The sequence below is a fragment of the Verrucomicrobiales bacterium genome (genome assembly GCA_016793885.1).
Lineage (GTDB): Bacteria > Verrucomicrobiota > Verrucomicrobiia > Limisphaerales > UBA11320 > UBA11320.
The window spans coordinates 232,781-256,888 of sequence record JAEUHE010000042.1 but is presented as its reverse complement, the minus strand read 5'-3'; the positions used below and the strand labels follow the sequence as shown (position 1 = coordinate 256,888).

The window sequence follows — 24,108 nt, the reverse complement described above, 5'->3', positions numbered from 1 at the left end:
GGTGGGGCACCGTGCAGAACGATATTCCAAGTCCGGCGGCCTGCTAGGGAGAGATCACGCGGTAGAATCGCTTGGGAAAGAGCTGCGCCCCCTGCTCCAGGTAAGCGTCGATGAACTGGTAGAGCCCGTTTTGGTTCGCGCTGTTAGTGGCAACCGGTGTCCAGGGGATCGGGATGTCCAGATGGGGTGCCGCTTCCAGAATATAGGTCGCGAAGGGCTGCCCTTGCCCGAGGATTTCCATCGTTCCGCCCGCCAAAGCGGAGATGCCGCTGATGGTGGATCCCGCGACGCCCACTCGCTGCAGAACCACATCATTGCCATCACCACCCTGATAGGTAATACGAAATGTGTCCGGGGCGGTCCCGATGATCGACCCTTCCGTCGCATTCAGGAAAATTCCCTGAATCGGGCCCGGGCTCGTCTTCTGCAAGACCAGAAAGCTGTCGTTGGTTGTGGCTGTAAATGCGGAGGTCAAATGTAGGGAGCTGTTTCCCAAGATCACTCCACCGTTAACACGAATCACATCGTAACCAACTCCGGGAGCCAAGCCATTGATCTCGATGCGAACATCGCTGGACGACAGCTCCAGATCTCCCTTCACTCGAAGCACGGCGGTTTGACCAGGCCCAGCCCCAGGAGACAGGGTCCCTCCCGGAAATCCTACTACCTTGGGCAGATTGCCGGATCCTCCCAGAATGCCCGGCGGGTTGTTCGCCGGATTCAGAGGCTGGTTCACTAGCACGCCGGAACTGGAGGTCATTTCACTGTCGACGATGAGAGCTCCTTCCGAAATCGCTGTCTTTCCCGTCAGCAAACTACCGCCGGTGAACTGAAGCACTCCCGCCCCCACCTTCTCCAAGCTGCCGTCTCCGGTCATCAGACCCGAATAGACGGTGGACAGCTGGTTACCCCCAACCACCAACCCGCTGGTGTTGCCGAGGATTGAAATATTCCCCAGTCCTTCGATGGAACCCACCGCTTCGGAAACCGAATCGAGGATCAAGAAGCCGGAGTTGCTCAAAGCAATCCGCGAGGAGTTTCCGATCGCCCCCCCGGAGCCACGCACGATCACGCGATCCGAGTTGGCACCACCCAGACCGTCCCCAATCTGGAGATCGCCCGGAATGGCTTCACCCAGCGGCTTGTTCAGAATGAGTTCACCCTCGTGGACCTTGGTCAGACCGCTAAAGGTGTTGGCGGCATTTCCATTCAAGGTCAACACACCAGGACCTGCTTTCGTCAATCCACCTACTCCACCGATGGTGCCTCCCAAGGCCAGCGGCCGTGGAATGCTTGGCACTTCGATGACAGACTCCGGGGCGAGAAGTGTGATGGGACCATTCCATTGATTACTTCCGGTAAAGTTTCGCAGCACTGCGGGCAAGCCAGGGGACGTGCTATCTAGGGTGAGGGGCTCAGCGACGATCGTCAGGCTGGCCACGGACTGGAGCACGAGCCTGGGACCATCGGGACCCGAAAGGACCGTCCCAGCCGAAGCACCGCCCAGGGCCTCAGGATGCGAGACTCGAAGTTCACCGTCGGTTACGGTCACCAAACCCGAAAAGAGATTGGCATTGGCGAGCTGAAGTGAACCTTCCCCCACCTTGCTTAACCCTGCAGCAGCTCCACCATCAAGGATCTCCGCCTCAATGAGCAGGTCCGGAGTATTGGCAGTCCCCACGGTGTTGATCTGGCGACTGACGCCGCCAAGCGACAAATGTCCGTAGAGCCGGGCCATTTCATTGGTCGCGTTCACCAGGATGTCCCCGCCCAACACCAGGGTATTGTTCAATGAATTTACCGCCCCTCCGTTGAACGTCAGCGAACCGATGCGCTCATCCCCCACAACCAACTCAAGCACTCCACTCCGATTGACAGTCACCGGAGCATTATCGGCAATTTGATGCTGTTTGATGCTCCAGGCGCGAGTGGTGTTGGTAGGGTCCGTGTGGTTTCCCACCACCAGAGGTCCCGGGACTACCACCTGATTTAACACACCATCCATGACGAAATTGCCCCTCTGAACCCAGCTGGTGCCGCTATAGGTGTTGGTCGAGCCAGTCTTGAAGGTGAGCGTTCCATCGCCTGTTTTGACCCAACCGGCCGGCCCGGATATCAAACCGAGGATGGTCAAGGAGCCAATGGTCGGCACTTCAATCGAGAGGTCGTCTTCCAAAAGAACCGAGCCGAGCCAGCTGTACGAACCGGAGTCCGTCCGCAACACGCCCGAGGGTCCGAGGGCCTCGAGCGGCTCTCGGATTCCCAGTCCTTGGGAGGTGCTGTCGATAGCAAGAATTCCGCTTCGAATGCGAGTCACTCCGGTAACATCTCCGAGGGCCGCCCCATGGCCAAGGGTCAGGAACCCACCCAGAAGCTCGACATCGCCACTGAAGAGATTGGAGGCGGTCAGGAACAGATTTCCTCGGTTGGACTTGACGAGGGATACGCCCGGCTGGCCCACGATCCGCGCATCCACTCGCAAGGTGGCCCCCTGAGCAATATCAAAGAGCCGTTGGCCATTCGGTCCCAGGTTAAGCTGCCCCTCAATCACCGATGGCTGGCTACCCAAGGCCACGTCGACATCTCCACCGAGGGTCAACTGGCCGAGATCTCGCGCCTGACGGGTGACGATGCTTCCTCCCCGCATGCTCAGCGATCCGATCTGGTCGTTGTTTCCCTCCAGATCCAGTTCCCCGGACCCGAGAACCTCCACCACGGAGCTGTCCGCAATCTGGTTGCTGTACGTGTGAATGACGAACTCAGTGATCGGACCGCTTGATCCCGACCCAATAACCAGGCGTCCTGGAATCGCCGTTCTCGGAGACACCAGGGGGTTGGGAAATCCGAGCAGCAGCGCTTTGCTCAACCGGAGGGTGCCCGCGCCCACGAGAGTCGGTCCAGAGTAAGTGTTACCCACTGGGCCCGACAGAATCAATTCGCCCGTGTTGAGCTTCCGAATTCCGCCTGACCCGCGGATCGAGCCGGTGAGAATGTAATCGCCTTCACCCTCCAGGGTAAGGTTACGAGAATTCAGCTCAATATCTCCGCTGATCGTGAGCCGGTGATCAGTGCTAAAGCTACGGAGGGTCAGGCCCGCTCCTGGACCGGCGGCGGTAAGGTCCAGATCGATGACATTGGTGCCGCCGGGAATTCCGATGCCCACGTAGTTACTGATCACGATCCCATTGCCCCGAAGCCGATAGTCAGCCCCGAAAATGTTCACGGTCGAGAAGGCAGTTCCGGAAGGGAAGTTATTGGTGTTGCTGGTCTTCCGCGAGGCATTCTGGGGGAAATTCAGAATATCGCCCGGATCGGGCGCGTCGTTGTTCTGCCAATTGGCCGGACTGGTCCAATTGCCGGTGGCGCCCAAGCCCGTCCAAGTCTTACTGGCGGCAAAGGTGGTGAGAGGAAGCCCGAATCCAACTACGAGAAGCCAGATTCTTAGGATGGAACCAGCGGAGAAAACCTGGGTTGGCATACGAGTTCCTGGAGTGATCATGTTACGTTACTTCTGAGACTTCGGGAGAAAAGTATTACCAATGGGTGGCGAAAGAGTCATGAACAAAGGAGGGAGAGCCCGAGTGTGATGATCCTCACGTGAGGCTTGAAAGGGAACCGTCACCAAGGATAGGGCGGTCCTCGCGACCGCACTCTTGCAATGCCCGGTTGGTCCGGCTCTAGTCTAAGCGATGAGTTCATCGCACCTTCCTCCGTCCTCCGAGGGAGCCACCAAGATGGTCGACCTAGAGCTGGCCGATCTCGAGCAGCGCTTGAGGCACTGGGGCTACAAACCTAGGCATGCGGCCCGGGTGATGCGGGCTTTCTATGGGGGCAACGAGGTGACCCACTCCGCTTCGTGCTCCCTGCCCAAGGGGCTCTTGGAGCGGGTGCGTGCGGAGTTCGCTAGCCAGGCCGCGACGCTCGCCGCCCGCCAGACGGCGTCGGATGGCACGACCAAACTTCTGCTCCGACTCGACGACGGACGCACGGTTGAGTCGGTCCTCATGCCGGACTATCGGGCCGATCGCGCGGCTGGCTGCATCTCGTCCCAGGTAGGCTGCTCAATGGGCTGCGACTTCTGCGCCACCACCAAATCCGGATTCGAACGCAACCTCACTTCCGGGGAGATCGTTGAACAGTTTCTGGCGCTGCGTCGCGAGGCCCGATCGATGGGCCGCAACCTGCAGACGCTGGTCTTCATGGGCATGGGCGAACCCATGCTGAACCTGGAATCCGTGCTCGAGGCAGTGCGGCGTTTGGCGGACAATTCTCTCGGAGCAATGGGATGGCGTCAGATTACGATCTCCACCGTCGGAATCGTGTCAGGTATCGACGCGCTCACCTCCACCGGACTCAACCTCAACCTCGCCATCTCCCTGCATGCTCCTGACGACCTCACCCGCGCTCGCCTGTTGCCCGTAGGAAAACGCTTCCCAATCGCAGACATCCTGGCTGCGGCCGACCGTTTTCAGGCCCGGCGGGGTCGTCCGGTGACACTTCAGTATTGCTTACTCGCCGGCGTGAACGATTCTGTCGACCATGCGCAGATGCTCGCCGATATCGTGGGCTCGCGACGCATGCATGTGAATCTGCTGCGCTACAATCCAACCGGATTGAGCCTGCGTGGGATCGAATACCAAGCCTCCTCCGACGAGACTTCCGAAGCATTCACTAGTGTGCTACGAGCGCGGAAAGTGGTGGCTCACTTCCGTCGCTCCCGCGGTCCGGACATCGACGCAGCCTGCGGCCAACTGCAGGCCCGCCGTTCCGCGAACGGAAAGGACGCCGAGGTTTAAACCGCGATGGACGCAAAGGGCGCGATGTCGGAACTGAAGAGAAGCGAACAAGCCCGCGAAAATCTTAGAACAATATTCTGTGGGTGGTGTCCAATCTTACGTGGGGCGATCAAAGCACAAGAGCTGAGACCTTGACCGAATCCTCAGAGGAACTGGCTTCGGAGCTCTACATCCGAAAAACCGAGCGGCTTAGTTTAAGACGCTGATTCTTTTCCATTCCATGAACCTCAATCGCTGGATCCGCCACTTCGAACACAATCAACACCGACGGCCAGAACCGAGCTGGACTGCCCCTCTCTCGATGGATCGCCGAACACGAATGACAACGTTACCGTCACTTGAGCAGTTCGCCTTGGGGGATGGGGGAGGGCCAGCCTGCCTCATCGCTCACGACGCCGAACGATTCCGAGGTACTTCCGATGAAATGCGCAGGGTGGTGGACCTCTGGTTTCAAGAGGAACGTGAGCACGCGCGCTTGCTGTCATGCGCAGCTCGGCGACTGGGTGGATCCGCCCGGCAGTCGCATTGGAGCTTTTCAGCGTTCTGCGCCTGCCGACGTCTGTTGGGAGTTCGATTCGAGCTGCAGGTGCTCCTGCTTACGGAACTGGTCAGCACAGCCTACTACAAGGTGCTGCGACGTCACGTTCCCGACGAGCCCATTCGGGACATGTGCGGACTGATACTCCGCGATGAAGCGGGACATGTAGCTTTTCACCGAGACCGTCTTAGGACCCACTACGAAGCCCGCAGCGTCCTACCCAGCCTCCTGTGGATGACACAGTTCTGGGTATTGGGCCACGCGGCGGCGATGATGCTCTGGATCAACCACGGCCCCTGCCTGCGCGGATTGGGATCCAGTCGGCGCGAGTATTTCCTGGAAGTCCAGGTCCAGCTCGGCCGCTTCCTGCGTCGCCTGCATCGGGAAGTGGGGCAGAAACCACTACCCCATTTCGCCATTAATCCGGGTTGTGTCCAAACCTAGTCTCGGGTCACGTCGATGGCTGAGCGTGATGTAAGGTGGGTGATGACCGTCAGGATCCCCCTCCGGGGGGGCAAGAAAGCTGTAGAGGGCTACAGCACTCCAAACGCTTCGCGAGGAATGTGGGACATATGGAGTGCGGAGCCCTCTCTGAGTATTACCCACAAGTTCTTCGACCAGATGTTAGAATCCCACAGGGATTCCGCCTCAAAGCCCAGGGTTGGCGCGAAGCGGGAGCGCCTACCCTGGGTTAGTCGTCGTTCTCTCACAACCCCATCGCGGGTTGCGACCGGATCGGCCAACACCCCCAAACAAACCGCAACCCACGATGGGGTTGTGAATTCTATGGGTTTTTCCCAGGGTAACTCGTTCCTCCCAACCCTGGGCTTTGAAGCGCAATCCCGTTGGGATAGGGACCGAAGCATTCCGAACTTGTGGGTAATGCTTAGAGCCCTCTACCGCTTTTCAGGACCGACGGAGTCGGAAATCCGGAGCGACACGTGAGTAAGTCACCCACTTAAAATGGCGCTCTCTATAGTCGGGGGAGCCCCGCGAGTCGGGAACGGCAACTAATAGGGGCACGGAGATCACCCACGAACCGATTCATGTTCACTGCTCGAAGCGTTCGCGAAGTCATGGCGGCGACGGTGATGGCGCTGGTGCTCCTGGCCAAACCACGTGCCATAAAACGCGAGTAGATGCGACTGACCCGAACCCACAAATTGTGGAACAGGCCGCCGAAGCAATCTCCAAAATCCGCCGATAACCTCCTCAGGAGAAGATGAAGAAACAATGGACTTAGAACCTTGGATCGAAGCGCTCGGGGCCACCCTATTCTGCCTGGCCGGGCTGGGGATGGGATGGCGATGCTCGACGCTTCCGGGACGGTGGTGGCTGGTGGGTTACATTGTTCCCCTGCTCCTCATCGGCCTCCTGGGGCTGGGACGGAATGTCCTCAGTCTGGAGTTCGTCCCGCCGTTCTCGTGGCTGCTGGCGGGGAGAAGGGAGTTTCTCCTCGGCGGTATCTGCGCCGCCTGGGTGCTCGCCACTCCCTGCTCTCGCCTGCGCACCGCTCGCGAACGGACCGTGCTGATGGGCTTTGTTGCCTTTTTCGTTTCGGTGGTGTGCATCTGGCCCTTCCTGGCGCCAGCTTTCAATCGCAGCTTCTGGCAGAGCTATGTCACACAGATCGATGACAACGGCATTTGCATCCAAGGAACCGATTACAGCTGTGGCCCAGCAGCCGCCGTCACCGCACTGCGCAAATTGGGGATTCCGGCCCAAGAGGGAGAGCTGGCCATTCTCGCCCACACCAGCAATTCACTTGGAACTCCATCCGATCTCCTGTCAGACGCCATCGCAGCGCGCTACGGCGCCGACGGCATCGTCTCGCGACACCGCCCCTATCCGGAACTCAACGAACTCGGCCGCGAGCCAGGGGTGTTCACGCTGGCGGTCATCAAATATGGATTTCTGGTCGACCACTACGTGACCGTGCTCCGCGTCACTCCTTCTGCCGTCGTCGTCGGAGATCCCAACCAGGGCTTGCGCGAGTATCGCCCCGCAGCCTTCCGCGAGATCTGGCGAGGCACTGGTATCGAGATTCGTCGGAAGTAAGCGCCTCCAACGGTCACGCAAACCGCGCAAGGCTGTGGGTATCAACCGGAGTCCAACCAGTCTGAACCCAAACGGCGCGCATCTGAAACCCGGTTAAACCTTTAGTTCTCCCTCAGACAGAGGCTGAAACAGGCGATCAGGTCTGAGTCATCCCGTTCTACGTCCATTCCACCACAATTGTCTCGGCGGCACTTCCTGCACGCGCTAGAGCAACCCCTCGATGAACCACTTGATCGGGAGGCGTGATTTGAAGCCTCCAACGGATCCAGGCCGGATGGCTGTTTCATCGGAACAATTCTGAACCCGACAGGAAAACGATTCTGACGTGATGGTGTCACGTATAGTCTGTTGATCCCTCGGTTACTCTCGAAGTGATGACGAATGAAGTAGTCTCTATGGTTGAACCAAACATCAAACAAAGGTTTGGGGCAAACGTTAAAACTTGGCGGCTCCGTCGAGGGATCTCACAAGAGAGATTGGCGGAGCGGGCGAAGCTGCACCGAACCTACATCACCGATGTGGAGCGCGGCGCACGGAACCTCTCGTTAGAGAGCATGGAGCGACTCGCCATCGCACTGGATATCTCTCTACCCGCGCTCTTCACCAGTGTCCACGAGCTCCCCATGTTGCTAAACGATCCTCGTCGTCCGAATGGATCAGCGCGCTTGGTGGATATTCTGCTCGTGGAGGACAATCTCAAGGATGTGGATCTGACGCTGAGAGCCTTCAAGAAATCAGGCCTCAACAACCAGGTTCACGTGATCCACGATGGTGACGAGGCGTTGGAGTTTCTGTTCGGCTCCGGCCGGCATGCCAGTCGCAAGGACGAACCGCTTCCCTTGGTTGTGCTCCTGGATCTCAATCTGCCGAAGCTCGGCGGCATTGAAGTCCTGCGGAGCATCAAAGCAAATGAGCGAACGAGGATGATTTCGGTGGTGGTGCTGACGGTGTCCGAAAGCGATGCAGACTTCCACACCAGCCAGTCCTTGGGTGCGGATGCCTATATCGTCAAACCAGTCAACTTTCAGCGCTTCTGCAGCATTACCCCTCAGCTCGCGTGTCAGTGGGCGCTGCTTCGGCAGAGCCAAGGTTCGACACCGACCCCATGAACCAATCCAATCCAGGAGAGATGCCCGCCAAGGGCGACGGCGGCGTGAACTCTACGACCGTTCAAGATCAGCCCGAACGGTTCGTCGAGGCTCGGCTCGCCGCCATTGTGAACTCCTCCAACGATGCCATCGTGAGCAAGTCGATCGAAGGGATCGTGACGAGCTGGAATCGTGGTGCCGAACGCCTCTTCGGATACTCCGCTGCAGAAATGATCGGGCAATCCATCAAGCGACTGCTCCCTCCTAATCAGATGGAAGAGGAGGACTGGATTTTGGAACGAATTCTGCGCGGAGAGTTGGTGAATCATTTCGACACCGTGCGGATCCGCAAGGATGGAACTCGCGTGGATATTTCCCTGACCATCTCACCCATCCGACGAGCGGATGGCACGATCATCGGGGCCTCCAAGATCGCTCGCGACATTGGCGAACGCATCGCGGCTCAGAGGGAAATCAATCTCTTGAACGCCCAATTGGAGATGAGAGTTCGCGAACGAACTGCCCAGCTTCAGGCGGCGAATCGAGAATTGGAGGCTTTCTCCTACTCCGTCTCCCATGATTTGCGGGCTCCGGTCCGAGCCGTCCATGGGTTCGCCCATGTGCTCGCCGAAGACTATGGGCATCGACTCGATGCCGAGGGACACCGAGTGCTCCGCGTCATCCAGAGCGAGGCCTATCGGATGGGTGAGCTGATAGACGACCTACTGGCTCTGTCTCGGCTGGACCGCCAAGCCCTCCGGCTGACTGAGGTTGACATGTCGGCCCAGTGCAGAAGTGTCTGCGAGCAACTGGAGCAGCAAGCAAGGTCACCGGATCTGCGAATCCACATCGAAGATCTGCCGGCAGTTTCTGCCGATGTCTCGATGATGCGCCAGGTTTGGACCAATCTCATCTCGAATGCGATTAAGTATAGCAGCAAGCGACCGAACCCCACGATTCACGTCACCGGGCGGGTTGGGCCTGAGGAGATCAGCTATCGAATCCAGGACAATGGAGCTGGGTTTGATATGGAGCAAGCAAGTCAGCTGTTCGGTGTATTCCAACGTCTGCACAGCGATGCTGAATTTGAGGGAAATGGCATCGGACTGGCTCTGGTCCAGCGTATCGTCCAACGACACCATGGGACCATCTCGGCTGAAGGAAAGCCCAATGGGGGAGCCGTTTTCACGTTCAGCCTGCCGCAGACGGGCTCCCCTTTAACTTCACCTCCACCCTCGCCTCCCGCGATATGAACCCCAGTCCACAGCCCCTCGCTCCGGACCGCGAGTTGCAGGTGATCGTTCTAGAGGATGTGATGTGGGATGCGGAACTCATCCAACGCCAACTGAAGTCCTTGGAGCGGAAATGCTGTTTCCACCACTGTACCGACCAGCCCGCGTATGTCCGAGCCTTGGCTAGCATCAATCCCGACCTGATCCTTTCAGATTTTAAGTTACCCGGGTTTAGCGGGTCGGAGGCCCTAGCCATCGCTCGTGACGCTTATCCGGATGTTCCGTTTGTCTTGGTTTCGGGGGCGATCGGCGAGGAAACGCTCGCATGTCTCCTCCGTGAGGGCGCCACCGACTATGTCGCGAAGAACAACCTCAAGTTGCTCCCCCCGATAGCGCAGCGGGCGTTGCAAGAGCGCCAAGTGAAGATCGAGGCCAGGCGCGCGATCCATGCCGTTCGGGAAGCCATCGAGGTTCTACGCGACACCAAACGAGCTTTTAAATCAAAAGCGCTGGGCCAGCTCCGTGAAAAGCTGGAACTGCTGCTCGAAACACCTTTTTGGCGCTAATGCGACGCGAGGACTTAACCCTCGTCCTCGGCAAACCGATAGGTCTTTAGCAGGCTGAGACCTCAGACGGGTCTGAGCGAGCTTTCCCGGGCGGGATCAGGTCCCGCAAGTTGAAGGCACAACCGTTCCTGGTTAACCCAGGGACGGTTGTGCCTTCTGCTTTTTGAGGGAAGTCATGATGAAGAGCTGATGAATGGGATACTGACACGCGGCAACGGCGGGGTGACGAAGTCCGACCGGGGATCATTGGCATCCCCGGTCCCTTCGCGCCCTTCCTCGCTGGTCGGATTGCGCCCTCGCTCCGCGGCCATAGGGCTCTGGCTGGCGTTCTTGCTCATTGGGTTTGCCCTGATCCATCAGCGCAGCCTAAGTCCCGGCAAGACGGGCAAACCTCCGCAGCGATGGCCGGAGCAAAGCATCCTGGAGCGGTCCCCCATGCTGCCCACGCTTGTGATGATGGTCCACCCGCAATGTGCCTGCTCTGCATCGAGCCTAGCAGAACTCGCCCACTTATTGGCGCGCTGCGAAGGACGCGTCAAGGCTCACGTGGTGATGCTGTATCCGGCGGCCAGCCGTGAGCGATGGGGTTCAACGGATCGGTGGAGCCAGGCGGCGACGATTCCAGGGGCAACGCTCCATGCGGACGTCGGAGCTCAGGAAGCAAGACTCTTCCAGTCGTTCACCTCCGGGGACGTCATCGTCTACAGCAAGCATGGGCAGCTGGTGTTCCACGGAGGCATCACTCCAGCGCGGAACCACTCGGGTGATAGCGAGGGACGGGAGGCAGTCAGGCAGCTTTTGCTGCATGGCACCCGCCAGCTAAGTCACTCGCCAGTCTTCGGCTGCCCTTTGTTTCGCGGGCAACCGAATGGCGGCGGAGAGGGGGATGAATGGCGCCTTTGAACGCCCCCTGCCCCACATCCGACCCGCTGGCTTGCCGAGGCGAGGAAATCTTTAGGGAGCGGCAACAGGAAATCCACGTCCGCACGGACCGCATGTTCGCGAATCTGATGATTGTTCAGTGGATCGCGGGGATTGTGACCGCTCTTTGGATCTCTCCCCAGGCGTGGGAAGGAATGGAGAGCGAGGTGCACGGACATGTCTGGGCGGCAGTTTTCCTGGGGGCAGCGGTGGCCAGCCTACCCGTGTGGTTGGCTTGGTCGCACCCCGGCGCGGAGATCACCCGGCAAACCGTCGCCGTCGGTCAAGTGCTGAGCTCAGCGCTGCTGGTCCACCTAGCCGGCGGCCGCATCGAGACCCATTTCCACATTTTCGGATCGCTGGCTTTCCTAGCCTTCTACCGGGATTGGAAGGTGCTGGGCACGGCCACCAGTCTCATCATCCTGGATCACGTAGTCCGGGGGGCGTTCTGGCCACAGTCCATCTTCGGCGTAGCCCAAGCCAGCCCCTGGCGTTGGCTTGAGCACACGGGATGGGTGATCTTCGAGGATAGCTTTCTATGGCTTTCGATCCGACATGGCCTGCGCGAATCCCGTCTAATCGCCGACCGCCAGGCCCGACTTGAGCAGATGAACCAGATGATTGGTGAGCGCGTCGAGGATCGGACCCGACGCCTGCAGGAGGAGATCGACGAGCGGGGATTGGCCGAAGAACGGCTGAAGGCTTCGCTGAGTTCCCTGGCGGCCATCAATGCCGTTTTGGATCGCGCCTACCTCATCGCCATCACGGATCGCGCGGGCAGGATCACGCATGCCAACGAAAACTTCTGTCGGCTCTCGGGCTATAGGCGAGAGGAACTGATCGGCCAAAACCATAGGATCCTCAAGTCGGGCGAGCATCCGGACTCGTTTTTCCAGCAACTGTGGCAGACCATCACCCAGGGGAACGTCTGGCGGGGGGAGATTCGGAATCGGGCCAAGGATGGTCACACCTATTGGGTGGATACGGCCATCGGTCCCATGTTCGACGAAGACGGGAAGATCAAGGGTTACCTGGCAATCCGTATCGAAATTACGGAAAGGATTCGGCTCACGCGCCAACTCGTGGCGTCCTCGCGACAGGCAGGGATGGCGGAGGTCGCAACCGGCGTGTTACACAACGTGGGGAACGTTCTGAACAGCGTGAACGTTTCGTGCCGACTGCTCAGCGGGCGACTCCGCAGGAGCCGGACACCCGGCCTTCACAAAGTTGCCAAGTTGCTTCGTGAGAAATCCGCGGAGCTGCCGACGTTCCTCGCCTGGGACGCACATGGCGAAAAGCTCACGTCATACCTCAAGGAACTCGCCGATCAGCTGAACGAGGAGCGGGACGCGATGGCTGAGGAGGTCGGAAGCTTGGCCAAGAACATCGACCATATTAAGGAGATTGTTGCCCGCCAGCAATCGTACGCGCGGATTGCCTGCGTACCTGAAACCATCCAGGTGGCCGATCTCATCGCGGACGCACTCGAGATGAGCAGCCATGAACTCACGCAACACGCCATCGAAGTCGTCCGCGAGCTGCAAGAGGAGATCCCTCCGATTTCGGGCGACAAGCATAGGGTGCTACAGATTCTGGTGAATTTTATCCGCAATGCCATGCATGCCTGCATCGCGGCGGAGGGAGTCGCGCCCAGGATCACGGTGCGATGCCGGCAGCTTAACGGATGGGTTCAAATCTCGGTTCTGGACAACGGCATCGGCATACCCCAGGCAAACCTCAATCGCATTTTCAGCCACGGCTTCACTACTCGTCAAGGGGGGCACGGTTTCGGGCTGCATGCTGGGGCGAATGCCGCCAAGGAAATGGGGGCCAGGCTGACAGTCCATAGCGACGGTCCCGGCCAGGGAGCGAAATTTACCCTGGAACTGCCAATGAATGCGACTCCCCGAAAGCCTGCAAATTCGACCCATGATCAAGCCCCTTGACCATCGCCGGATCCTCGTTATCGACGATCACCCGATCATCCACGAGGATTTCAGGAAGATTTTTGCCGGCTTCATGGCAGAGCCAACGGCACTCGAGCGCTCGGAATCGGCATTTCTGGGCACGGCGAGAGAGGAGCCCCGTGGCGAGTCGTTTGAGGTCGACACCGCATTTCAGGGCCAAGAGGGTCTGCAACGAGTTCAGGAGGCTCGGGCGGCGGGCAGGCCTTACGCCGTCGCGTTCGTCGACGTGAGAATGCCACCGGGTTGGAACGGGGTGGAGACCATTCAGCACCTCCGTCGAGCGGACCCAGAACTTCAGGTGGTGATCTGCACGGCCTACTCCGACTACTCCTTCGAAGACCTGCTGGTCAAGCTGGGGGTGTCGGATCATTTGCTGATCCTGAAGAAGCCCTTTGACGACACCGAAGCGCTGCAAATGGCGATCGCCTTGTCTGAGAAATGGCGACTGGGGCGAGCGGTCAGCGGAAACCTCCATCAGCTCGCGCAATTGGTTGACCGGCGAACCGCCGATCTATGCGCGGCGAACAGGTTCCTCACGGCTGAAACTGCCCGCGCTAACGCACTGGCTCGCGCCGCCGAGGCAGCTAGCCGCGCGAAGAGTCAATTCTTAAGCGTGATGAGTCACGAGATCCGAACTCCGATGAACGGAGTGCTGGGCATGACCAAGCTGCTCCTCGATACGAACCTCAGTGCAGAGCAGCATGATTATGCGTCGACCGCGCTCGCTAGCGGAGAGGTGCTGCTGGCGATGCTGAACGACGTTCTCGAGTTCTCCCAACTGGAGACAAACGGGGTTTGCGTCGACCAGACCGAGCTGGATGTGAGCTCGCTGGTTTCCCGCATCACCAGCGAACTCAGCCCCGCGCTGCTGAGCAAGAATCTGAAACTGGTCGAATCCGTCGACCCCGCGATTCCAACCCCGCTCTGGGGAGACGCTCGGCGCTTGGGTCGGGTGTTGAGTCGCCTGGTGAACAACGCCTTCAAGTTCACCACCAAGGGCCAGGTGGAAGTCCAGGTGACGCTTCTCGAGCAATCGGTGAAAAACGCCACTCTCCGATTCAGCGTGACCGACACCGGAATCGGCATCTCCGAGGACGCGCAGCGCAGCCTGTTTCAACCCTTCGCCTTGGCGGATCTCTCGACGACTCGCCGATTTGGAGGAGCCGGCCTGGGATTGGCCATTAGCAGCCGGCTGGTGAAGCTCATGGGCGGGGACATCGGAGTGCGGAGTCGACCTGGGGAAGGATCGTTATTCTGGTTCGTCGTGCGTTTGGCGAAGGCTCAGGCCGGCGAGACTTGTGTTTCCGGAGAGGGCGCACCTCCGAACAACGGACGTGAATCAGGGGCATGACTCTAAGGTCATAACCTCTGTTCCTTCGCCCAGGCGAGTTCGGAACCATTCGTTTCACGCGCTGCTTTTCCTCATCCAGGAAATAATGCCTCCGTGGCGGCTTGGATGACGCAAGGTCCAAGAAAATCCGGCACTTCCACAACCCGTTTCCACCGCCCATCGCTTGACCCTGGAGGTTTTTTCTGTCGAACTACGCCGGTTCAACCGATCATGACCGCAATCAATCCACTCCTGGCTCAAGCCCTTGGGGCTCCCGACTATTGGCCATTTGCCGTCCTCGCGATCAGCGTTGGGCTGATCGTGACGCTGATCACCGTCCTGAGGGTTCACGCCTTCATGGCTCTGATTCTCGCGGCGATATGCGCCGGGTTGCTGGCCAAGACCCTGCCGGGCGAAACGGAGAAAAGCCATTGGGTGCAGGCAGTGGAGTTGACGACCTCCGAGTTCGGGGTGACCGCGGGCAAGATTGGCGTCGTCATCGCTCTGGCCTCGGTGATCGGCATGTGCCTGATGGAGAGCGGCGCGGCCGACAAGGTCGTGCGGCGCTTCCTGGCGCTCTTCGGGACCAAACGGGCGGGAGCAGCCATTCTAGTGAGCGGCTACATTCTCTCCATCCCCATTTTCTTCGACACGTTTTTCATGTTGCTGCTGCCGCTTGCCGTGGCCATGCACCTGCGAACCGGCAAGGACTACATGCTCTACATCATGGCCATTTGCTGCGGTGGAGTGGTCACGCATTCCTTGATCGCGCCGCACCCTGGACCGCTGGCCATGGCGGAGAGCCTGAAGCTGGATGTGGGACTGACCATCATGGTTGGACTGGTGGCTGGCATCATCCCGGTGGCGTGCTCATGGACGGTCATGAAATGGATCAACAGACGCATGACCATACCGCTGCGGGAAGTGCCCGGCCTGTCCCTCAGCGAACTGCGGGCGAACGCCGAACGGCCGGAATCCGAGCTACCTGGGTTCTGGGCCTCGATCCTTCCCGTCATTCTGCCCATCGTGCTGATTTCTTTGTCGTCCACCTTCATTGCCATCCAAGGCAAAGGATTCCTGGCGGCCGATTTTCAAGACCCAGGTGCGTTCGTGAGGAGGATCAAGGCCTCGGCGGACCCGGCGGCTCAATGGCTGAACGGGCAGCTCAGCACCAAAACCAAGGACTCCATCGCCGCGTTGGATGTCGCCGCCGCCCCTTCCTCAGCACTCGTGGCCAACCTTGCGGGCGAGCTGAATACGATCATCCGAGGTAAATTCGCCGGCGCGGACGCCGCCTGGCAGGGCGTGACTCTCCGACCCACTACTCAAGCGCTGAAGGCCTCCGCGCCTCAAGCAGACAACCTGGTCCGGCTAAACCGCGCGCTGTTGGAGGATGCCTTTTCCCAAGAACTCAAAGCCACCACCGGCATGAACCCTAGCATCTATCAATGGGGAATTTTCTGGGGAAACCGGAACATCGCTTTGCTGTTAGGAGCCACCTTGGCGATTCTCGTCCTGGTCCGGCAGAAGAAAGACCTGACACTTGAAAAGATCGGCCAGCTCATCGAGCCTCCGTTCGCCACCGCCGGCGTGATCATCTTGATCACGAGCGCAGGAGGCGCCTTTGGGCTGATGCTTAAGAACGCCGGAGTCGGCGACGCGGTGAAAGCACTGGTAGAGGGCAAGGATGTGAACCTGCTGCTGCTCTCCTGGCTGGTCTCGGGCGTCATTCGCATGGCTCAAGGCTCAGCAACAGTGGCCATGTTGACCACGTCGGCCATGATTTACCCGATCATGAGCACGGCAGCCTCCCTGCCCTACCATCCAGTCTACTTGTTTATGGCGATCGGTTTCGGAGCCATGATTGGGTCGTGGATGAACGACAGCGGATTCTGGGTGGTGGGAAAGCTGAGCGGATTCACCGAGAAGGAAACGCTTAAGACCTGGTCGGTCGCGGTCACAGTCAATAGCATCGCGGGGCTTGGAGTCTGCCTGGTTTTCTCCAAGTTGGTCCCACTGCTTTAAGGAGCGCTGAAGGCTGCAGTCCTGGATATGACACCCGACGATTGGAAACTGATCCTGCTGGCCTTGGTCGCGGTGGCCGGGCTGGTGGTGCTGGTGACGCGCCTCAAGCTCAACCCATTTATCGCCCTGGCCCTGGCCTCCCTGCTTGTGGGCATTGGCGCTCTAACGTTCGGCATCCCAGCTACCGGCAAGCCACACCCTCTGAGCATGGGGGAAATCGTCAGCGTGTTCGCGGCTGGCGTGGGGGCCACGTTGGGCGGGATCGCGGCGGTGATCGGCCTGGGCACCATGCTAGGCAAGCTGCTGGCTGAATCGGGCGGTGCGGAAGTGCTCGCTCAACGCATCAACAGCTGGTTCGGCTCCCGCCACGCCATGTGGTGCATGATGATCCTGGCGCTGGCGGTCGGACTGGCAACCTGGTTTGCGGTCGGTCTGCTCCTGCTGCTGCCAATCCTGTTGACGCTTACCAGGGAGACCAAACAACCGTTTCTGCTTCTGGCGATCCCCATGCTCGCCTGCCTCTCGGTCATGCACGGGCTTATGCCGCCTCACCCCGGACCGGTTGTCGCGGTTGACCTGCTCAAGGCCAACATGGGCATGGTGCTGGTGTGGGGCATGGTCGTGGGCATTCCCACCATTTTGCTGGCTGGGCCGCTTTTCGCGCGGCTGGTGGTCGCACATATCCCGGTGACAGCCCCACCGTCTCCCTCCAAGCAGGATAACCTGCGAAGCGACCTGGTCCTGCCGGGCTTCACCATCACTCTCATCTCGATCCTGTTGCCCATTCTTCTGATGCTCCTGACCACGGTGACAGAACTGACCTTGAGCAAGGAAAACCCCTGGCGTGCTGCCATGGCCTTCCTCGGCAACCCCACGATCGCGCTGATGATCTCGGTGCTTTTCGCTAGTTGGTCCCTGGGAACCGCCTGCGGCTATTCTAGGAGTGAAGTCCTCCGGTTCACCGAACAAAGCATCGGAACCATCGGTATGACGCTGCTGGTCGTGGGGGGTGGCGGAGGCTTCGCCCGCGTGCTGAAAGAGAGCGGAGTGGCAGGTTCCCTGGCCTCTTTCGCGGGATCGATTCACTTGCCGCTGCTTATCTATGGGTGGCTGATGGCGGCCTTCATCCGAGTGGCCACCGGCTCGGCCACCGTGGCGATCACGACAGCGGCCGGCCTGCTGGCCCCTGCCCTGGAGGGCAACATGGAGGTGAACCGCGAGCTGATTGTCATTGCCATCGGCTGCGGGTCACTCTTCCTTTCACACCTGAACGACGGCGGATTCTGGATCGTCAAAGAAAGCTTAGGCCTGACCGTAGGTCAGACACTGCGCACCTGGACGATCACTGAAACCATTGTCGGAATCGTCGGCATGCTGATCGCGTATGGAATCAGCCTGGTGATCTAGACACAGCCAGTCCAGCCAACTGAACGGGAACTGCCATAACCCCAGGCAATTCTCGTTTAAGGGATCCGCTAGCTGACCGATGAAAGACAGAGGAGGGAGGAATGCAAGCTGACGAAATAAAAAACACCTCCACATCAAGAAGTATGAGATTCAACAAATTGATAAGTGGAGTCCTACTCGGACTTTCTTTGGTGAGGGCGGGGGCGGCGACCGACTCGGCGGCTCTCGAAAAACACACCCAGAACTATAGTAAGAACGCGAAAGCCATCCTCGAAATGGCGATCACGAAAAAAATCGATGCGACGGTTGTGGAGAAACATGTCCGAGAGTGTCTAGCCGATGCATCATGGGCCGCGGAAGAGTATGGCAAAGCCTTTCCCGCAGGAGCCAAGCTACTCAAGACCGTGGTAGCCAGCATCCCCGCCATGGAGAAGCTAGATTTCAAATCTCTGGAGACCGAATGGCATGATCTGGGTTACTTTTCCAAACCAGGGAACGACCCCGGCGTGGATCTCAAGGAAGAGAGCAACGAACACTTTACCGATCCAATCCACTCAATTGTACATCCCCTGCTGGTGCTGAAAGCCGCCCAAAATTATGCGGTGAGCAAAGGAGAGGATGACCTCAAAGCGGTGAAAGAGGAGATGGAGGAAGGGTTGGAGCAAATGGATCGGCTCAAAAAGCAGTTGGCCGAGAAGAAGTAAGGAGATATCCCCTCCGCTGAGGCTCATGAGCGAGCACTCCACGGGGACGCCCGGCGCGAAAGGAGCCTCATCCCGGGCCCCATCCTGTCCAGAACTTAGTTTCTACAGTTAGTTTATGCTCAAACGAATCCTCACCGCCGTGGGCGTGCTCGTAGCCGGTTTCGCGGTCGTTGTCGGCCTGGTCTACCTCGAGCTTCGTGCCATTGTGGCAATCATTGAGTTGGAAAGCAGCGAGCGAATCCCGCTTTATCGGGAGGCACTGGAGATCAAATCTCAGGTAGACGAGATCGGGCACCTGGTGGCGGAGTCGTTCCTGGCCTTGCGCGTGAGCGATGTGCAAGCCGCCCAACGGGAGCTGGATACTCAACTGAGCAAACTCGACTCCTCTCTCAGCCAACTGAATTCAGAGCGTTTCAAGCGGTTTCACTCGGAGGCTCTCGCGCCGTCCACCAGTGGTTCTAGCTCTAGCGCCGCCCCACCTCCCGAGGGCGGTTCGGTCGACACGCGCCCCAATTCCGGGGGCATCGCATCCGCCTCAGTGGCCGCGACGGAGGACGTCAAATCGACGGAGATCCGCACCATGGGACAGCTGATCAGCCTCCTGAGCACCAATGCCGTTCGCTTTCGGCAAGCGGGTGTGAAGTCCGCCCAACTCGCGGAAAGCCGGCTCGTTAATCGCGGCGAACTGGAGAGTTCCAAGGAGGCGCTCGCCAAGACGTTCCGCAAAGTTCTGGATGCCTACCCTCTGGATCCCAAATCATTCAACGTGATGACCCGGGGCGTGCTGGCCGTGCTGCATACCACCTCCATTCGAGACCTGAACTTCGTCGGACGAGCCAAATTCACCGAAGGGCTCGAAGCACTGCGCAAGTCCAAGGACAGCGAGGCGACCAAGCCCTTGCTCGACGAGATGGAGGCTCAGTTCACAAAAACTTTCGATAAGGCCAGCCAAGCGCTGGCAGCGAAGGCAGATTACGAATTCTTCGCGCACCTCGCCCAGGAGATCACTCAAAATGTGGCAAGACTGAGGACGGCCACCGAACGCCAATTTGACGCCGGACAGATTCTGCTGGCAGAGAAGTCCAAGAGAACGGTCCAGATCAGCTTGATCGTTTCCATCATCACCGTGATAGCAGGCACGCTGATTGCCTTTTTGATCGCTCGGGCCACGACTCGCCAGATCTGCCTGGTGACCGCGCGCGTCAAGGCCGGCACCCAGCGCGTCAACCAGGCTTCCTCTGCGATGCAGGGTTCCAGTAGCAGACTGAGTGATGGCGCTCACCTCCAGGCCAGCGCTGTCGAGGAAACCGCCAGCGCGACGGCCACCATCGCGGATCTCTCCCGCCAGAACTCCCTGAACGCCGCCACCGCCAAGGCCGTGACCGCATCGGCCTGCGAGGTCGTGGACTTGGGCAGTCGGGACATGGACCGAATGCAGGCGGCCATGAGCGACATCCAGACCTCGAGCAGCGACGTCGGAAAGATCCTAAAGACCATCGACGAGATCGCTTTTCAAACGAACATCCTGGCGCTGAATGCGGCCGTGGAAGCCGCGCGCGCGGGTGATGCCGGACTGGGCTTCGCGGTGGTGGCCAATGAGGTTCGCAACCTGGCTCAGCGCTCCGCTGCCGCCGCTGCGGAAACGAGTGAAAAAATCGCCCACTCCTGCACGTGCAGCCGACAGGGGGTCCAGATCACCCGGGAAATGACCGAACGGCTGCAGGTGATCGTGAAAAAAGTGAAAGAAGTGGATGATCTGGTAGCCCAGATCGCCAAGGCTTCCTCCGACCAGGATGTCGGCATCAACCAGATCAAGGAGGGCATCCAGCAGATCGAGAAAATCGCGATCCAGAATTCCCAAGGAGCGGAGCAAACCACCGCCTCGGCGAGCGGTCTGAGCAAGCAAGCGGAGGTTCTCAAGCAAGCGATGACTGAACTCGACAAGCTGGTGGGCAGTTCTGCCAGCCAGCCCGCCGACGAAACGCCGGGAGCGACAGGTTCAAGCCCGGAAGGCGGCCAACCTTCCCACCCGATTCACAAGGAGCGTCGAAGATCGGCCGCTCCAGTCTCTCCGAACAAGCTCTCTTTCTAGCAGGCCGTCGGACTTAGAATATCGTTTTACAAGGTGCTCACCACGGCTAATCCTTGGTTCCAGGGCTTTCTGGACGTGGGCCTGCTAGAAATAACCCCGACTCCGAGTCGGGGTGGAGACAAGTCCCACAGGCTGCCAGCCGAAACTCAAGGGCTTTGCACCTTGGACCAGCTTTCATCCAGCACTTTGCGAGGCGAGGGCAACAGTCCCCCGCTGTAGTGATAATACTGGGCGGACAAGACCCGAGCAATGGCGGCGAGTTCATCCAGGCTCCGTGTTTCTCGCCGAAGCGGCACCCAGCAGACCTCACCCATGAGCTGGCCGTCCGAAGGAGCCCACGCCCAAACTCCTTGCGCCTGGGGATGAAAAGCGACCTGGTTGCATCGTCCGGGAAGATCGATGGGAGGAGTGATTGGGTCCCCGGTTCCAACATCCCAGACCTGGAGGACTTGATTCTTGCATAAAGTCGCCAGCCAGCGGCCATCCCAACTGAACACCGCGCGCAGCACTTGTTCCTGATGCAGCAGAGGGCGCACCAGCTGCTGTCCGGTCTCCAAGCTGCGGATCAGTGTGGTCTTGTCTTCGCCGCAGGTCACCAAGACTTTCCCGCTCGGACTGAATGCCACCGAGAGGACCCCATCGCGGTGAAAGAACGGTTCGCCGACGAGGCGTCCGGAACGGCACTCGAAAACGAATGCGGCTTCGCTCCGTGCCGGACTGCTGCTGCAAGCCACCGCCAGCCATTTCCCATCCTGAGAAAATGCGACGGCCTTGATCTCACCCTTGACCTGGACCGGACCGCCCCAAATCGATCGTCCATCTGAGGAATCCAGCAGCTGCAATGAATGGCCCGCCCGCCCCGTCAACGCCACAGCGATTCGCTCGCCCGCCGAGTCCGGGAAAACCTGATGCAGCCGCGATCCGCCGAACTCTACCTGCCAACTCTGGCGCGCTGCTCCCAGCTCATACCGCGTCAGCACATTCGTGGACCACACCGCAATGGAGCGCTGGGTCCCTAGCCCAAGGAATCGATCGAAAGCGGCGGGCAGACGCAGCGCGATCGAATCGCTAGCTTCGCCGGCAAAATCGATTCGTTTCAGCACACGCATGGGTTCAGGGTCCGCGTCCGCAGTCACGACCTCCGACAAGGTGGCACACGACTGTCCATCCGCGAGAAAGCGAGCTACAGGCGCACGATCTTCCGCCATTTCGTTCCGCTGGGCGCGGATCGCTCCGAGCGGAAGCTCGAGTTCGGCGAAGCGGCCATTGGTCAGGACGATACCCCGCTGTGCCATGGGCTGAAAATCCAGCACGGCCCAAGAGCTCACCGGAACCTTCTTCGGAATCTGCCAGATGCGGGTGGTTCCGTCCTGTGAGACCGACAGGAGCCGATCTCCCGATGGGCTAGCATCAGCAAAAACCACATGCTCGCCGTGGTGAAACACCGGACCGGCACGCTGTCCGTCCAGAGCATCCAGGACGAGCACTCGGAATTCGAAATCAGAGATCACCAGGTTCCGCCCATCGGCGGTGAACTCCACACTCCGAGCCACCGAGGCGAGGTCGAAGGGCGCTGGGAGCAAAGGAGCGCCGTCGACCGGGTTCCAAACTCGAAGGGTTCGATCGAAACCGGCCGTAACCACTCTGGATCCGTCAGGGCTGAAGGCACCCCAGGTAACCCAGTTGGCGTGATCCAGAAAGCGCGAAATCCGCTCCCCGGTGACCCCGTGCCAGATACAGGCTTGTCCGTCCTCACCGCAGGTGAGCAGTCGGTCTCCGTGTCGATCGAACGTCACATGCAAGACGCGCTTGCTGTGGGCGCGCAGCACCACCTGCCGCTGAGTCGCCAGGTGATGAATCACCACGCTGCCATCATAGAGCCCCACCACGACCCGATCGGCATTCGGGCTAAGCCTCGCGGCAGTGACCCAGCTGTGAAACTGAACCTGGCCCACCGGCTTATCGCCGCGCAGATCCCAGAGACGAATTAACATCTCCCGGCGCGAGCTTGTCAGCGCCAGCGTGGCATCGGCGGAAAGGCAGGCAAGCTCCTCGCCTTTCAGGCTACCAAACTCAGGCGAAAGGCTGGCGCCGTCCGACACCCGGCGGAGCTGAAACCGACCGCTCAGCGTCTGCACCAGAGCCGATTCGCCATTGGTCGTGAACTGGCCGAAACGCGCTTCGTGCTCGGAGAACCAAAGCTGCTTCAGCTGAGGAGATCGGTCCAAGACCGCGGCCATGCGGGTCCGATGGGTTTCTAACGCCATTGGATCGTTGTCCAACAGCGCCAGTGCAGCGGTGAACCACGGCAGCGCGCCAGAAAAGTCTCCACTCTGCATGGCTTGGCCACCGGTAGCGACGAACGATCCCACCTTCCTCTGGGACAGCTCGAACTCCCGCCGCGAAATGACCGCAGCATCCTGGCGCGAACGCCAGACGGAAAAGCCCACCGCCGCCGCCGCGACAAGCATCAAGAGGCCGGGGAGGGCGAGACGCCGAACGCGCTGCAGCGTGCGTTCCAGTCTCAGAAGTCGTCGAAGCGAGCTTCCCGCCTTAAGCAGAGACAGGTGGAATCGGAGGTCCTCCGCCTGTTGGTAGCGACGCCAGGGATCTTCGTCACAACACTTGCAGACGACTTCATTCCATTCGGCAAAAGTCAGACTCCCCACGGGAGTTGGAGGTTCCTCCGGCAGATCGGGGAAACGAGAACAATCGAAGCCGGTTGCCATCTCATAGAGAATCTTGCCTAGCGCATAGATGTCGGCGTTGGGCGCGCCCGGCCCTTCCCGGGGAACGTATCCTTCCGTGCCAACAAAGGTCACCGAGTTGCCCGCCTCCGTCACCAATCCGATGTCCGCCAGCTTGGGACGTCGATTCACGAAGACAATGTTCGCCGGTTTGAGGTCTCGATGCACCAGCCCTTGCAGATGAAGTCGAGCCAGAGCGGCGCTCAACTCGAGCCCCACCTCGAGACAGCGATCCAGGGGCAACCGGAGATGCTGAACCAACTCACTCGACAGAGTGCGCGGAGAATACTTCGAGGGGTCCTGTTGCCAGGCCTCGTCCTGGCTGTCCCCCAGCTCCATGACATAGTAGAAGTAACCCTCGGAGTCGTTGCGACCGATATGCAGAATTTGAAGAAAGCCCTCGTGAGAACGAGAGATGGGCTCAAAGCGTTGAAGGCCCTCAAACTCCCGCTCGTAGGGGCGGTCCGAGTGGAAGTTCGACCGTGAAACCACCTTGATCGCCCGATAAGCGCCCGCCACATTCTGGGCCAGCCAGATTTGGCCGTAGCTGCCACCGCCGATGAGAGTGATCAGCCGATGGTCGGGTATGACGGGCCGCAAAGCTGGGAGCAGTAAGGACATCCACGAGTCGCGCAAT

General features: G+C 59.5%; 15 protein-coding genes. 13 read left to right on the top strand and 2 right to left on the bottom strand.

Annotation, left to right across the window (positions count from 1 at the left end):
- Window positions 1-43: 43 nt before the first annotated feature.
- Complete coding sequence (locus JNN07_05995; GenBank protein MBL9167273.1) at window positions 44-3,478, bottom strand: autotransporter-associated beta strand repeat-containing protein; 3,435 nt, start codon at window positions 3,476-3,478, stop codon at window positions 44-46.
- A gap of 211 nt (window positions 3,479-3,689) precedes the next feature.
- Between JNN07_05995 and rlmN the strand changes: the two genes are divergently transcribed.
- The 13 genes from rlmN (at window position 3,690) to JNN07_05930 (ending at window position 20,724) form a co-directional block, all read left to right on the top strand.
- Window positions 3,690-4,796 carry a 23S rRNA (adenine(2503)-C(2))-methyltransferase RlmN gene (gene rlmN / locus JNN07_05990; GenBank protein MBL9167272.1) on the top strand — a complete coding sequence of 369 codons (1,107 nt, stop codon included), beginning with the start codon at window positions 3,690-3,692 and terminating at the stop codon, window positions 4,794-4,796.
- A 319-nt stretch (window positions 4,797-5,115) separates the two neighbouring features.
- The gene (locus tag JNN07_05985; protein ID MBL9167271.1) at window positions 5,116-5,778 is read left to right on the top strand and encodes a ferritin-like domain-containing protein; all 663 of its coding nucleotides are present in this window, start codon (window positions 5,116-5,118) and stop codon (window positions 5,776-5,778) included.
- Between the two features lie 789 nt (window positions 5,779-6,567).
- On the top strand, window positions 6,568-7,392 hold the full coding sequence (locus JNN07_05980; protein MBL9167270.1) for a hypothetical protein: 825 nt from the start codon (window positions 6,568-6,570) through the stop codon (window positions 7,390-7,392).
- A 395-nt stretch (window positions 7,393-7,787) separates the two neighbouring features.
- Window positions 7,788-8,501, top strand: a complete 714-nt coding sequence (locus tag JNN07_05975; protein MBL9167269.1) for a response regulator — start codon at window positions 7,788-7,790, stop codon at window positions 8,499-8,501.
- Entirely contained in the window at window positions 8,498-9,733 is a 1,236-nt protein-coding gene (locus JNN07_05970) for a PAS domain S-box protein (GenBank protein MBL9167268.1), read from the top strand. Before JNN07_05975 ends, JNN07_05970 begins: the two co-directional genes overlap by 4 nt.
- The gene (locus JNN07_05965; GenBank protein MBL9167267.1) at window positions 9,730-10,278 is read left to right on the top strand and encodes a response regulator; all 549 of its coding nucleotides are present in this window, start codon (window positions 9,730-9,732) and stop codon (window positions 10,276-10,278) included. The genes JNN07_05970 and JNN07_05965 overlap by 4 nt, the downstream gene beginning before the upstream one ends.
- A 189-nt stretch (window positions 10,279-10,467) precedes the next feature.
- The gene (locus JNN07_05960; protein MBL9167266.1) at window positions 10,468-11,181 is read left to right on the top strand and encodes a hypothetical protein; all 714 of its coding nucleotides are present in this window, start codon (window positions 10,468-10,470) and stop codon (window positions 11,179-11,181) included.
- A 92-nt stretch (window positions 11,182-11,273) separates the two neighbouring features.
- Window positions 11,274-13,145: a PAS domain S-box protein gene (locus tag JNN07_05955; protein MBL9167265.1), complete on the top strand. Its 1,872-nt coding sequence runs from the start codon at window positions 11,274-11,276 to the stop codon at window positions 13,143-13,145.
- On the top strand, window positions 13,129-14,517 hold the full coding sequence (locus JNN07_05950; protein MBL9167264.1) for a response regulator: 1,389 nt from the start codon (window positions 13,129-13,131) through the stop codon (window positions 14,515-14,517). Before JNN07_05955 ends, JNN07_05950 begins: the two co-directional genes overlap by 17 nt.
- A 210-nt stretch (window positions 14,518-14,727) precedes the next feature.
- A complete protein-coding gene (locus tag JNN07_05945; protein MBL9167263.1) occupies window positions 14,728-16,521 on the top strand; it encodes a hypothetical protein in 1,794 nt (597 codons plus the stop codon).
- A gap of 27 nt (window positions 16,522-16,548) precedes the next feature.
- The gene (locus JNN07_05940) at window positions 16,549-17,928 is read left to right on the top strand and encodes a hypothetical protein (protein ID MBL9167262.1); all 1,380 of its coding nucleotides are present in this window, start codon (window positions 16,549-16,551) and stop codon (window positions 17,926-17,928) included.
- A gap of 101 nt (window positions 17,929-18,029) precedes the next feature.
- Window positions 18,030-18,632 carry a hypothetical protein gene (locus JNN07_05935; protein MBL9167261.1) on the top strand — a complete coding sequence of 201 codons (603 nt, stop codon included), beginning with the start codon at window positions 18,030-18,032 and terminating at the stop codon, window positions 18,630-18,632.
- A gap of 115 nt (window positions 18,633-18,747) precedes the next feature.
- The gene (locus JNN07_05930; GenBank protein ID MBL9167260.1) at window positions 18,748-20,724 is read left to right on the top strand and encodes a hypothetical protein; all 1,977 of its coding nucleotides are present in this window, start codon (window positions 18,748-18,750) and stop codon (window positions 20,722-20,724) included.
- A gap of 146 nt (window positions 20,725-20,870) precedes the next feature.
- On the opposite strand, the gene JNN07_05925 is transcribed toward JNN07_05930, so the two are convergent.
- On the bottom strand, window positions 20,871-24,092 hold the full coding sequence (locus tag JNN07_05925) for a hypothetical protein (GenBank protein ID MBL9167259.1): 3,222 nt from the start codon (window positions 24,090-24,092) through the stop codon (window positions 20,871-20,873).
- Window positions 24,093-24,108: the final 16 nt, after the last annotated feature.

What these genes read in the sequence shown, in the direction of transcription:
- JNN07_05965 (MBL9167267.1), top strand. Translation starts at nt 9,730, where the DNA reads ATGAACCCCAGTCCACAGCCCCTCGCTCCGGACCGCGAGTTGCAGGTG.
- JNN07_05950 (MBL9167264.1), top strand. Translation starts at nt 13,129, where the DNA reads ATGATCAAGCCCCTTGACCATCGCCGGATCCTCGTTATCGACGATCAC.
- JNN07_05925 (MBL9167259.1), bottom strand. Translation starts at nt 24,092, where the DNA reads ATGTCCTTACTGCTCCCAGCTTTGCGGCCCGTCATACCCGACCATCGG.
- JNN07_05980 (MBL9167270.1), top strand. Translation starts at nt 6,568, where the DNA reads ATGGACTTAGAACCTTGGATCGAAGCGCTCGGGGCCACCCTATTCTGC.
- rlmN (MBL9167272.1), top strand. Translation starts at nt 3,690, where the DNA reads ATGAGTTCATCGCACCTTCCTCCGTCCTCCGAGGGAGCCACCAAGATG.
- JNN07_05995 (MBL9167273.1), bottom strand. Translation starts at nt 3,478, where the DNA reads ATGCCAACCCAGGTTTTCTCCGCTGGTTCCATCCTAAGAATCTGGCTT.
- JNN07_05945 (MBL9167263.1), top strand. Translation starts at nt 14,728, where the DNA reads ATGACCGCAATCAATCCACTCCTGGCTCAAGCCCTTGGGGCTCCCGAC.
- JNN07_05975 (MBL9167269.1), top strand. Translation starts at nt 7,788, where the DNA reads ATGGTTGAACCAAACATCAAACAAAGGTTTGGGGCAAACGTTAAAACT.
- JNN07_05935 (MBL9167261.1), top strand. Translation starts at nt 18,030, where the DNA reads ATGCAAGCTGACGAAATAAAAAACACCTCCACATCAAGAAGTATGAGA.
- JNN07_05970 (MBL9167268.1), top strand. Translation starts at nt 8,498, where the DNA reads ATGAACCAATCCAATCCAGGAGAGATGCCCGCCAAGGGCGACGGCGGC.
- JNN07_05985 (MBL9167271.1), top strand. Translation starts at nt 5,116, where the DNA reads ATGACAACGTTACCGTCACTTGAGCAGTTCGCCTTGGGGGATGGGGGA.
- JNN07_05955 (MBL9167265.1), top strand. Translation starts at nt 11,274, where the DNA reads ATGTTCGCGAATCTGATGATTGTTCAGTGGATCGCGGGGATTGTGACC.
- JNN07_05940 (MBL9167262.1), top strand. Translation starts at nt 16,549, where the DNA reads ATGACACCCGACGATTGGAAACTGATCCTGCTGGCCTTGGTCGCGGTG.
- JNN07_05930 (MBL9167260.1), top strand. Translation starts at nt 18,748, where the DNA reads ATGCTCAAACGAATCCTCACCGCCGTGGGCGTGCTCGTAGCCGGTTTC.
- JNN07_05960 (MBL9167266.1), top strand. Translation starts at nt 10,468, where the DNA reads ATGAATGGGATACTGACACGCGGCAACGGCGGGGTGACGAAGTCCGAC.